The 13,018-nt window shown below is 49.7% G+C and carries 7 protein-coding genes; 1 reads left to right on the top strand and 6 read right to left on the bottom strand.

Annotated elements, in window-relative coordinates; genetic code table 11:
- Positions 1–71: 71 nt before the first annotated feature.
- A complete protein-coding gene (locus JTN23_RS19175) occupies positions 72–2,216 on the bottom strand; it encodes a PAS domain-containing sensor histidine kinase (protein ID WP_247236645.1) in 2,145 nt (714 codons plus the stop codon).
- 677 nt (positions 2,217–2,893) lie between these two features.
- On the opposite strand from JTN23_RS19175, the gene JTN23_RS25860 reads away from it, so the two are divergent.
- A complete protein-coding gene (locus JTN23_RS25860) occupies positions 2,894–3,025 on the top strand; it encodes a hypothetical protein (RefSeq protein ID WP_262918578.1) in 132 nt (43 codons plus the stop codon).
- A 779-nt stretch (positions 3,026–3,804) separates the two neighbouring features.
- Here JTN23_RS25860 and JTN23_RS19170 read toward each other — a convergent pair.
- From JTN23_RS19170 to JTN23_RS19150, 5 genes are all read right to left on the bottom strand, one after another.
- Positions 3,805–6,300 carry a TonB-dependent receptor gene (locus JTN23_RS19170; RefSeq protein WP_262918577.1) on the bottom strand — a complete coding sequence of 832 codons (2,496 nt, stop codon included), beginning with the start codon at positions 6,298–6,300 and terminating at the stop codon, positions 3,805–3,807.
- Positions 6,301–6,335: 35 nt separating this feature from the next.
- Entirely contained in the window at positions 6,336–7,337 is a 1,002-nt protein-coding gene (locus JTN23_RS19165; protein WP_409049462.1) for a formylglycine-generating enzyme family protein, read from the bottom strand.
- 150 nt (positions 7,338–7,487) lie between these two features.
- Positions 7,488–9,182 carry a sulfatase family protein gene (locus tag JTN23_RS19160; protein ID WP_247236643.1) on the bottom strand — a complete coding sequence of 565 codons (1,695 nt, stop codon included), beginning with the start codon at positions 9,180–9,182 and terminating at the stop codon, positions 7,488–7,490.
- A 91-nt stretch (positions 9,183–9,273) separates the two neighbouring features.
- Positions 9,274–11,004, bottom strand: a complete 1,731-nt coding sequence (locus JTN23_RS19155; protein WP_247236642.1) for a sulfatase family protein — start codon at positions 11,002–11,004, stop codon at positions 9,274–9,276.
- A gap of 171 nt (positions 11,005–11,175) precedes the next feature.
- Positions 11,176–12,594: a sulfatase family protein gene (locus JTN23_RS19150; RefSeq protein WP_247236641.1), complete on the bottom strand. Its 1,419-nt coding sequence runs from the start codon at positions 12,592–12,594 to the stop codon at positions 11,176–11,178.
- Positions 12,595–13,018: the final 424 nt, after the last annotated feature.

Below are 13,018 nucleotides of genomic sequence, written 5' to 3'. Positions count from 1 at the left end.
ATAACCTTATTTAGCGATACCGGACCTAAAGCCTGCTGGCGGGTTTCTATACGCGAATAAATTAGAAGATCCTAAATCAGGGTAGACATTCGCTCACCAGCCTTTACGATACGGCTTAGCAAATCAAAACCCTGAGGCCCTAATTCAGTACTGTATTTTTTTTGTAAGAGGGTACTAAATGATTGGATCTTACGTAGGGGTTCCTGCAAATCATGGCTGGCAACGTATGCGAACTGCTTCAGATTGGCGTTGGAGCGTGTTAGATCCAGGTTAGCGATTTGTAATTCCTGCGTACGGGCCTGCACTCTGTTTTCCAGCTCTTTGGACAACTGGCGATAGCGTTCCTCGCTTTGACGCAAAGCCTCTTCGGCTTGTCGTTGGCTGGTCACATCGCTGTTGATGGCTACTGCGGCCACTACCTTTCCCTCCACGACTACCGGTGATGCGGCGCACCGAACGACCCGCTCTTCCCCGCTGAGGCGGTGCCGTACCCGCACATCCTGCACAACGTGTTCACCGCCCATAGCACGAGCAAACGCCTGACGTTCAACCGGAATAAATTCGCCGGTCTGCCAGTCACGGGTCTGAATCTCTTCGGCCAGTGTACCAATGTGACGGTTGAGTTCCGCTGCAGTAGTGAAGCCAAGCTGGTCAAGGGCCGCCTGATTGACGAGTGTAATGCCCTCTAGTCCGCCAATATAAAGACCATCACTAATACTTTCCAGCACGGCCCGTAGCCTGCTCTCGCTCAAGCGAAGGGCCTCTTCTGCCTGCTTCCGGGCTGTAATGTCAATAAAGGCAGCAACCCCAAGTAGTAGTTGCCCCTGATCGTCATAAACCGGTACGGTATTGACACTAGCATAGCCCCAGGTACCATCTCCTCGTTTTAGTTTCATTTCTACGCCGACCACGGTCTCTCCATGAAGTAGCGTTCGTACCATGGGCATAGCATCCAATGGAAAAGGGTCACCGGTCAATGGGTCAAACAATGCCCAGTTCTTATAGGCTTCTATATCTTTACTGACCCGAAAGGGATGACGAAAGATTTGTTCCACTTGTGGATTGCCGTAAATAAGTTCACCATTTGGGTTGGCAATCAGAATACCAACTGGGACTTCTCGTAAAATTGTATTGAGTTGGATCTGCTCGGCGTGCAGGGCCTGGCGTGCCTTCACTTGCTGGGTCACATCAGTCGCCACAACAAAAACACCAACAATTGGCCCATTTTCCACTCTTCGGTGAGGCTGAAATGTTATATTCACGTAGATGGTCTGTAGCTGATTGTTACGAACTACCTGTGCCGCTACCTCGTTGGAAACAAAGGGAACACCCGTAGTAATTACCTTCTGGAGTTGTTCATTAAATCCCTGTCCAACCAGTTCAGGCAGTGCTTCCAGAAGTGGTTTCCCAATTAGCTGTTCTGGTGCCCGGTCCACCAGTTGGCCATAGAAGGGATTGGCCATACGAAAGATTAAATTTTCTCCTTCAAGAATGGCAATACCTACCTGTGACTGCTCAAAAAGGGACAGTAGCTGTTGCTGACGTTCTTCATTGCGCTGCATGGCCCTCACCTGCTCCGTCACTTCGTTGCAAAAAACAATTACATCCCGGATGGTGCCGTCTGATTCCCTATAAGGTTGGTAGACCAGATTTAAATAGCCTTCGATCGGTCCCTTGTGCCCCTGTACTGAATAGGGCGTTTCAAACAGGTAGAGCGGCTTACCTGTCCTTTTTACTAGATCTATATTAGGCCGGAAATAAGCCTCCACCTCTGGAATTACTTTGAATAATTCTTTTCCAATAAGCTCCTCCTGACTGCGGCCAATGAGTTGGGCATAGGTTTCGTTGACAATGTCCACCCGCATCTCTTCTCCGGTGAGCACGATAATACCAACCGCTGCCTCCTTAACCAGATCTTGAAAACGCTTTTCGCTTACTTCCAGGCTCTTATGGGTTAGTACATCATGAGTTGTTTCAAGACAGGTCACCAGTACTCCTCCGGGTGCCCCTTCATCATTTAGAACCTGACTGACCGAGAAAGTACAAAATACCTTTTCAGCTTGTCCATGTCGGTAAATGGTGAGTGGTATATCCTGAAAACTTACAGGCTCACCACTATGCAGCACTTTTTTCACCACGGGCTCCACAATAGCCCACTCTTGCTCCCAGACTTCCCGAACTGGTTGTCCAAGCACCGGATGCCTTTCCGGATCCAAACCGGGAATAACCGCATCGTTATAAAATAATACGTGATCTTCTCCCCATAGAACCAGCATGGGCAAGTTGGCGCGAAGCAGATTACTGACAGAGACCCGCAGGCTGTAAGGCCACTGGTTTGGCAAGCCCAATGAAGTGCTGACCCAGTCATGCTGACGGGTCAGAGTACCCATCTCCCCCCACCAGCTAAAAAAGGGTATAACTTGGGGCCTGATGCAGGTTCTGGGAATGTATGTGGCAGGGCTGCACCACCCTGAGAAGCGGACTGATTATCGTCCTGATGCTGGTTGGAATGATTATTCATTGGCCAGGGTAAGACACTTTACGTGGATAGTAATATGACGAAAACTAAAACTATGAGTCATTGAAAATACTATACCAACTACAACTTCGATCTAAGTGAGTGTGTACCTAGTCAAGTAAAAATGGACAGAAGGGAAGAAACAAGTTAGTAATCACACCGATTTCTATGATTTATGCAAGCTTTGAGATATAGTTTTCGTCATATTTTTCACATCGTTCGACAGCCGCGTATATTCGATGGATAATTTGGTTTTTTACTGCATAGATTACCAAGATATTTTTTATACCATCGGCAACTTTTTGCTGATAATAGTCGCGTCACTCACCTTTTTTTCTAATGGCCGACATAGCTCGGCTAAAGCCGCCCTGCTAGATGAAAGAGGGATTTGAGCCGTCTACGAGCTTGATGGCTAACCCGAGTTTTACCTCTGCCACGGTGGCCGCTACCACGGTGGCCGCTACCACGGTGGCCGCTGCCACGGTGGACCCGAATGCTGGTACCTGATCTATACCCAGGTAGACGCGGCAATAGACTCTAGCTGTTTTTGATTTATCCTTCTTGTTAAGGCGGAGATAAAATAAAACTGTAAGCAATCGTATTTTACGTATGTTTTGGAACGGATTGGTGAATACGTTCCGGTGCAAACTGCGGATTATAGGTGTTATCAGCGATCATCAAGGTGTATGCCAATAGGCCAAAGAAGGGCAAAAAATAACCAATCTGATGATTTGGATTGGCGTTTCACGCTTACATAAGTTTGAGTAGTGGTATTTATAGGAATTTGAACCCCAAATCTTCTGATCCGTAATTCAGATGCTAATTTGAATTATAAATGAAGAATTGCCTACTTCCGATAATCCTTACTTATCAGAAGTAATAAATTGAATACAGATTGTTGGCCTGGATGAAGAAGTTTATGTTCGAAAGAGCTTTGCGCGGGTACGGCCAGTCTCTTAAAGCTGGCTTTTGAACCGTAACATCTTCCTGATCGCCCCCGTACCAGGCTTACTTTGTACATACATCGATTTTATGTATGGTGTAGGGTTCTGGTACGAGGCTCTTTGAGCAGGTACATTTTGTAAACAAGTTATCGATTTTCAGAATGGGATATAGGTCCGTACAACTCATTTTTATTTCAACAGAAGCACACGTTGTCAGTGTGGAAGTCTGGGTAGCGCACAATCCTTTTTATATACAAAAGAAGATTTAATTATCGTACAGGATTAAGGCTCCAGTAGAAAACTTAGATTTATGAGTGTTTATGGCCGGGTAACGACCAGTACTCAAAACTCTTTCTCCCCAAACTCACTTTCGGTGAAACGGACCTTCTTGTTCAGGGGGTTCAGGTTGTAGCTCAGATTCAACATCAGCACATCCACCTCATAGATGTAGTTGGTGGTAGTGTAAAAGTCACGTCCCCGGGTGGTGATGCGTTGCTCGTTGGCATTCAGCAGCCCCAGATCCATGTGCTGCCACTGGAAGGTAGCCGCCAGCCTGCCATTCATGAACTGCTTCTTCAACGAGAGGTTAGGGCTGTAAAAGCGGGAGTCTTCTCCCTGCGCCGTTGCCCGGGCCGACAGGTAGTTCAGCCCGCTCTGCAGAGTAAGCGTCGGGCTCAGCTTAAAGGTCTGATTCAGGTTGAGGGAGTAGACCAGGCTGCCATTGTTCACCTGAACCTGGTTGTTGAACAGGCTGCCACGGATGGTATAGTCATACACATTGCTGCCTACGTACAGCTTCCACCAGGGAGTAGCCTGTACATCCAGTCCGGCTTCCATACCGATCCGCCGGGCCTGCCCGGCATTGGTGTAGATCCGGCTCAGGATGGTATCGGCGTACACCTGGTTTACCCGGTTGATCGGGTTTTTGATGCCCTGGTGGTAGTAAGTCAGAAAGAGAGACCCCTGCTTGAAGGGATGAATCACGCCCACCTCCTGCAGGTTGATAAATTCGGGCAGCAGGTTAGGGTCTCCCTGTTCCAGAGTCTCCGAGTGCTCCCGCTCCGGTAGCGGGTTAAGCTCAAAGTTGTTGGTGCGCTGGATCCTACGGCTGTACCCGGCTTTCAGCTGCCAGTGGTCATTAAGCTCGTAAAGTACCTGGGCCGAGGGGAACAGGTTACTCAGCCGCAGCAAGAGCGGCTCCTCCTGCCGGATAGTCAGGTGGCGGGTCGAGGACTCGTACCGCAGCCCGGCGGCATAGGTCAGCTTCTCCTTCTTTTTGCCGTACTGCGTGTAGATCGACTGGATCTGATTTTCCAGATCTACATTACCACTGAACTCCGGGTAGGGGGTGAAGCCGGTGTCATCCAGGTTTCTCTCCCGGTACTGGAAGTAGCCGTTGTCGGAATGGTAGCGGTACTGGTAGCCTGCCTCCAGCTTTCCTCCCCGCAGTTTGGTCGCATAGTCCAGCTTGAAGCGGTAGCCGCTCAGAGGCCGATCGGTGGTGGTTTCGGTGTACTGCAGCAGTACCTCCGAGCCCGGTGCTGGCAGGTTGCGGTTACGGGTAAAGCCCGACAGGTCGTCCCGTTCGTAGAGTGTCGAGGCGGTCAGGGTGGATTGGTTATGAAAGGTGTGGATATAGTCCAGGTTGGCAATCGTAAAGCTGCCGTGCCGTTTGACCAGGTTGGAGTTGAAGTAGTTGCTGCGGCTGATCAGTTGCCCCGTTGCCAGATCGGTGGTCCGATTGGTATAGAAGATATCGGCCAGCCGGTATTCAGTGCGGATACTGTGGTAGATACCAGCCTGGAAGGTATGGGTGGGGCTGAGCGTATAGGTAACGGCTGAGCGGAGGGCTCCGTTGTACTTGTCAAAGCTGCGCTCTCCGACCGAAGGGAAATGGGTATAACGGGTACCGATGGTGGTATTGACATCACCTACCCGGCGGCCGGCTACATCCCCCCGCAGGTAGCTACCGCCCAGGGACACATCCCACTTACGGCTCCGGAAAGACAGGGTGGCGTCGGCTCCGTAGCGCTGGGGCTTTTCGGCATTGTTATAATCCTGTACGCTGGGCAGGCCTACCTGCCCATTGACCAGCAGGGTAAGCCCATTGGCGGCTCCGGCTTTAGTGGTGATGTTGATGATGCCGGCTTTTCCGTCGGGATCGTATTTAGCCGAGGGTGAGGTAATGACTTCTATGTTTTCAATGGCATTGGCCGGAATCTGGCCAAGTACCTGGGCGGCATCAGACTGAATAGGTTTGCCGTTGAGGTAGACCACAAATCCGGTGGTACCGCGGAGGCTGATCTGCCCCTGTGCATCTACGGTCACGGAGGGCATATTTCGCAGCACATCAATGCCGGTGCCTCCCGCAGCCGTCTGAAACTGGGCCGCATTGTATACCTGCTTATCAACCTGATGGTAGACCGTGGCTTTCTGTCCACTGACTTTTAGTTCATTCAGCAAGACCTGGCTGGCACTCAGGAAGAGGGTACCTACATCCTGCTGCTGGTTCCGGGAGAGGTGAATGTTGTCTGCTTTGGTGGGCAGGAACCCCATGAACTGCACGACCAGGTAGTACGAGCCGGCCGGAAGTTTCTCCAGTTTGAACCGCCCTTCTCCACTGGTCACTGTACCACTGACCATGCTGCTGTCCTGCGAACGGAATAGGGCTACGGTGGCGTACTCAATTGGTTGCTTCTCCGTCTGATCCATTACCCGACCTACCAACTGGGAGGTTTGAGCCCAACTAGGAGCAACTAAGAAAAAGCAAAGGCATAGTAGTACTGATGTCCTTATGGAGGATTCCAAACCAATACTACGGAGCAGGAACAGTTGCATTAGAAATGTTTATCAGTTAAAGGGCGTAAGATACATTAATCTTTATCTCTCACACACCGAAAACCCAGGTTATTGCTTCCACTGCTTACTTCTCCCTTTCCCCGGCTCCCGGCTTTGTAACGGATGCAGTACTCGTCGCTGCACAGGAAGGACCCTCCCCGCTGCACGTACTTCACTACCCCCGGCTCCTCGGGATCATAGCTGTCAGCCGGTCCGGTAGGATTTTGTTTGACGGAGTTCATGTAGTAGTCGGGGCGGTACAGGTCGCTGCACCACTCCCATACATTCCCATCCATGTCATAGAGGCCATAGGGATTGGCAGGATACGATCCAACAGGTGCGGCACCGGCATGACCATCCTCAACTGTATTTCTGTCAGGAAAGCTCCCCTGATAGATGTTGGCTACCCACTGGCCCTTGGGCTTCAATTCTTCACCCCAGTAGTAGGTATGGTTGCCCCTGCCTCCCTGTGCGGCATACTCCCATTCCGCTTCGGTAGGTAGTCGCTTTCCCGCCCACTTCGCATAGGCCGCGGCATCTTCATGGCTTATGTGTACAACGGGTAGATTCTCCTTTCCCTCAATACTACTCTGCGGCCCTTCGGGATGGCGCCAGTTAGCACCCGGCACGTAGGTCCACCATTGCAACGGATTGGACAGGTTGACCTTTTGTGCCGTAGTGGTAAACACGGCTGAACCAGGTACCAGTTTATCAGCGGGTACACCCGGAAAATCAGCGGGATTAAGAGGACGCTCCGCTACGGTCAGGTAGCCCGTGGCTTCTACGAAGCGGGCAAACTCAGCATTGGTTACCTCATGAGCATCCATCCAGAAGCCATCTACCTGTACCTGGTGCAGGGGACGGGAGTCAGGAAACTCATCGTTCCCCATCGTGAAGCTACCTCCCCCTATCCAGACCATGCCGGTGGTATCACCCGTTACGGCCCTCACCAGCGTTGATGTAGTTTCCTTAGCTGTCTCCCGTGAAGCATTTCCTGTCGTACAGCTAATGCCTGTTCCCAAGATCACAAAAATCAAAAGCCATTGGCTACTCTTATAGTGGCAAAAGCGATACATATTTTTTGAATTATAATTAGAGAATGGATTAGAAATGAGAATCAGGCGTAATCCATTCTCAAAAAAACATTAGTATGGAGGCTAGCAAAGTAGCTTCTAAAAATGCCAGCCTTACTTCTTACCCACGGTCTTGGCACGTCTGTCCCTGATCTCCTGCACTTTCTCCTTGCTCACACCAAAGACTTTTCCGTTGTTGGCATCTTCCATCAGCCTGTCTACGTACCCCTGGCTGAGCTGGTCACTGTCTTTGTACTGCTTCCTGAGCTGCTCCAGCTTGACATGCAGCTCTTTTTTGACCTTGGCATAGGCCGGATCATCATATACATTCTTCATCTCCTTGGGGTCCTTCTTGCGGTCGATTAGCTCCCACTGATCATCCGCATAGTAGTAGTGGATCAGCTTGTAATCCTTGGTCACTACGGCGTAGTGGCGGTTGACCATGTGCTCGGCGGGGTACTCGTAGTAGTGGTAGTACACAGCATCCCTTTTCATCTTGTTGGTCTTGCCCGTCAGCAGCGGCACCATGCTCTCACCCTGCATATCCGCCGGTGCTTTCACCCCGGCCGCATCCAGGAACGTCTGGGCGAAGTCAAGGTTCTGCACCAGCTCATCCGAGCGGGTACCTGGCTTGGTCTTGCCCGGCCACGCCACCAGCAGCGGCGTCTTGAACGACTCGTCGTAGATAAAGCGCTTGTCAAACCAGCCATGCTCGCCCAGGTAGAAGCCCTGGTCGGAGGTGTAGACGATGATGGTGTTCTCCATCAGGTTGTTCGCCTCCAGGTAGTCCAGCAGACGTCCCACATTCTCATCCACCGCCTTGATCGTACCCAGGTAGTCCTGCATGTAGCGCTGGTACTTCCACCTCATCTTGTCCTTTTCGGACATGGTAGGGTACTTCTTCTTGAAGTCCTCGTTGATTTTAGAATAAGCTTTCTTAAAGTTTGCGGCCTGTGAAGGACTTAAACGACTCATCTCCGCTTTATAACGGCGTTTGTCAAATCCAATCTCTGCGATACCCAGTTCATCCATCACCTCAGGAAAAACCTTATTGTCTCCCGCCCAGGCCATATGGTGCAGAATGCTCATCTCGGCCTCCGCGGCGGCATGAGCCCGGCCGGAGTAGTCATCAAACAGCGTCTCCGGCTCGGAGAAGGTCTTATTGGTATACTCTTCCAGATGGCGCTCGGCCATCAGCCACGAGCGGTGGGGAGCCTTGTGCAGGTACATCAGCATAAAGGGTTGGTCCTTCTTGCGCTCTTTCTGCAGCCAGTCCAGCGTCATATCGGTGATAATGTCCGTCACGTAGCCATCGACCTTGATGTTGCCCTCCTTCTTGGTGATGAAGTCAGGGTTGTAGTACGCGCCCTGGCCGGGCAGGATCTTAAACTGGTCAAAGCCTTTGGGGTTGTTGCCAAAGTGCAGCTTGCCAAACATGGCCGTCTGGTAGCCGGCCTGCTGGAGAATCTGCGGGAAGGTGATGTTGGTTGTGTCGAAGGGGAAGTGGTTGTCGACCTTGCCGTTGATGTGCGAGTGCTTACCCGTCAGGATGGTAGCGCGGGAAGGAGCGCAGATCGAGTTGGTGACACTGGCCTGGGTAAAGAGCATCCCTTTCTTGGCAATGCGGTCGATGTTGGGCGTCTGGATCAGGCGGTTGTCATAGGCTGAAATGGCCTGATACGCATGATCATCCGACATGATAAATATAATATTAGGGCGCTTGGGCTGCTCTTTCTTTTTTGATTTAAAAGAGAAGAACAGCGCCGCCGCTACAAAAGGGGCAAGAATAAATATGAGAATCTTTTTCATGATTTATAAATATAAGAGCCCTACGAACTAACTAAAACGTGTGCGTAGAATAGCTTGATAAAATAGTATCATCAATAATTCAGGATGTAAATTAGGGAGTAGATTTACTAACTAACACTTGTCCATCCTTATATTCGAGCGTAGCAGCTTTATAACCAATCCGCATGGCATTTATTAGTAGCGTATCTCCTTTTACAAGGGGTATCACCTCACCATCATATACCTGCCAAACCGGCTCCGCTGGTACCTTCCCACCGGTTTTACCACCCCTCATGATAATAAAGTCCCAGGATTGTACTGTATGCATTTCGGGAGCCTGAGCTGTGCCTGCTTTCACAATCCGGTAACCGATCGAAGCGCCTTTCGTTGGGCAGGCCAGTTTAACTCCACCAGCAGTGGTAGCAACTTCCGGTGTAGCCGTTACTGGTGGTTCATCTTTACCGTTCCACATTTGACTGATCATTTCTCTCTCTGGAATAGCTGCCATATCGCCCACCTGTTTAGTCCAGGTTTGAAAAGCATTCCGCAGCTCTGTTAGCTTTTTAGTGAACTTTGGATCACCAGCCAGATTATTCAGCTCATACGGATCATTTTCTACATCGTATAGCTCCTCAACCGGTTTGGTTTTGAACCAGTTCATCGGAATGGAATCCAGTTTACCCTGATCCCTTAGGGTGATGATCTCCTGCATCATGGGGATGCTCATCCGATACCTGAGAGGCTGGTAGTACGGCTTCTCCGGCATATAGTTGTACAGGTACCGGTAACGCTTATCGCGTACCATACGCACCCGGTCATAATGCGAATCCATCCGGTCGCGGCCAGCAAACACATACTGACGGGCTTTGGCAGCTTTCTGCTTGCCCAGAAAAGCTTGCCCCTGCATATATTTGGGTATGGGTATACCTGCCAGTGACAGTACCGTAGGTGCAAAATCAACTGCACTGATCAGATCATTATTAACCGTACCGGCATTGGCTGCTCCCGGCATGCGGACGATGAGAGGAATATGTGTGCCCCTCTCCAGCACTTCACGTTTAGTCCACGGCAAGCTGCCTCCATGATCGCTGTAGAAAAAGATAATGGTGTTGTCGTACAATCCATCTTCTTTCAGCATCCTGATGAGCTCACCCACCTGACTGTCCATCCGTTCAATGTTGGTTAACATACGGGCGATACCCTGGCGTACGATTTTAGTGTCCTGATAAATTGGTGGCACATTGACTTCATTGACATCCACAAGTAAGCTATCCTTACGACCGAATAACTGGGACTCATGCGTGATCATGAAGTTAAAAACAGCGAAGAAAGGCTTTCCATCGGGGCGGTTTCGGAACGTAGCCGCCGGACTGCTTTCGTCCCATACGGTCACGGGTGCTTCGAACTGATAGTCCTGCTTTTCATTGTTTGTCGCGTAATAACCCGCTTTGCGCAGGTACTCGGGAAAGCATTTGACATACTCCGGAACAACAGCCGAATATATAGGTACCGTCTGAGAGTTAGCCACATTCGTACGCATATGTTGACTACCAATCGAGGTCTGATACATACCTGTAATGATGGCCGAGCGACTGGGTGCACACACACCGGCGGTGGTATAGGCACGGGTATAGCGTATGCCTTCCTTCGCCAGCTGGTCAATGTTTGGTGTTTTGACCAGCTTATCCCCATAAGCACCTATATACGGAGATATATCTTCACAGGTAATCCAGATAATATTAGGCTTCCCGGATGCTTTACCATCGGTAGATTTTTGCCCCATTACCGGCTTGATAACAGCCCATGTAAGAAGGGAAAGTACTATTACAAATATACGTTTCATATAGTAAGGGTTTAGAACCAGCTAATGAATGTTCGGAAGCCTCAAGCATGCTGAAGCCTCTATTGGGATGATTTGCAAACAAAGCAGAAGTACTCGAATTAACAGCAGCTAATGAAAGCTTTTGCCCCAATGCGTAGAACCAGAAGGTAGCATTGGGGCAAGACCAGCCTATTATGGATTTTGCTTCGCTTCTATCGTTTTGTCCACTTCGGAGGGAGCCGGCGTAATGCCATTTTTCTGCTTTTCAAACTCTCTGGTGAGCTCGGCCACCACCTCCGGATAATCTTTGGCTACATCATATTTTTCGCCCGGGTCATTATCGATATGGTACAGCAGTGGAGTAGTATACCTTTTGGGCTCTTCCCGCGAGTAGGATGGATGGGTGATAAAGTGCACTTTCCAGGGACCTTTCCGAAGCGCATATAGCGTTTCGCCGTAGTAATAAGGTAATATCTCCCGAACGTTCTCCTTCTTCCCAAATAGTACATCTGATTGGTCAGTACCATCTAATTCGCGGTCTTTGGGTATGTTCGCACCAGTTATTTTACCAATCGTGGGGAAAAGATCAATGGCACTGGTTAAAGCCTCACTGGTCACATTCGCTTTTACTTTACCGGGCCACCAGGCAATGGCGGGTACACGTAATCCCCCCTCATAAGTTGAAGCTTTCCCTTCGTACAGGAGGCCGGCTGATCCGGCATGATCCTTCATGATCAGCCAGGGGCCGTTGTCACTGGTGAAAACCACCAGCGTGTTCTTATCCAGTTTAAGCTCTTTCAGCGTTTTCAGGATTTGTCCAACGCTCCAGTCCAGCTCCTCTACCACATCGCCATACAGTCCCCGCTTGCTCTTGCCTTCGAACTCGGGAGAGGCATACAAAGGAGTATGAGGGAAATTATTGGCATAGTACATGAAGAACGGCTTGTCCTTATTTTTCTTGATAAAGCTAGTTACTTCTTCGGTGTAACGCTTGGTCAGGTATCGCTGATCAGGCTCCTCTTCTATAACTGTTTCATTTTTGTACAAAGGCAACACCGGGGCATTGGCGCGAGGACCGGGAGGTAAACCAAACGCACCATCCTTATGGGTAGTAAATACTTTGCCCATGTCATTGGAGTAGGGAATGCCAAACCAGTAGTCAAACCCCTGGCGGGTCGGCATGAATTCGGGCAGGTGACCCAGGTGCCACTTACCGACTAGTGCCGTAGCGTAGCCTTTTTCTTTAAGCATTTCGGCTATGGTTATTTCGCTTAGTGGTAAGCCACTGGCCGAATTCTGGCGGAAAACACCGGCTTTCCCGTATATACCGTTCCTGACCGGCTGTCGCCCCGTAAGCATGGCGGCCCGACTTGGTGTACACACCACCGCACCCGCGTAAAACTGGGTAAAGCGCATACCTTCAGCGGCCATCTGGTCCAGATGAGGGGTGCGAATAGTAGGATGACCGTAACAGCTCAGGTCACCGTAGCCCAGATCATCAGCCAGGATAACAATGATGTTGGGTTGCTTTTGAGTCTGGGCCGTACCCTTGGTCCAGACAAGCAGAAGAGCAGCTACCCAAATGGATTTCCAGATGTGGTTTTTATTCATTTTAATAAATATGTTTATAAATGAAGCTTATACTACTAGTTATACTTTCATCAATAAGAAAAGATTAAGAGAAATAGTCTGTATCCATCTTATCTATCATACCCGTAACATCTATGGTTAAAATGATAGTTTAGGATGGAGCAAATCCATCATTAGGAAGGTATTTGTCAGGAATAGAACCTAAAACCAGAAGTGTATTTCTACCATACCGCATCTAACTGAAAGGTAACCTATCCTTTAAGCTTTAACTTTGACTAGATTACCCTGTATAGGCCGAATATCTCAAGCCAAGGCCACACAAAGGCTTAAATTTGGTGCTCTTGCACAGCAAGAGCACCAAAGCTTAGTACAAGCACAAATAGAATTATTAGCACTTCCCTTTTCACTTAACCTATACAAAGATAGGCTTGAAGGGCTCTTCCCT

This window comes from Telluribacter roseus (assembly GCF_017355915.2).
Taxonomy (GTDB): domain Bacteria; phylum Bacteroidota; class Bacteroidia; order Cytophagales; family Spirosomataceae; genus Telluribacter.
The sequence above is the reverse complement of the archived record's forward strand: the minus strand, read 5'-3'. Positions and strand labels throughout refer to the sequence as shown.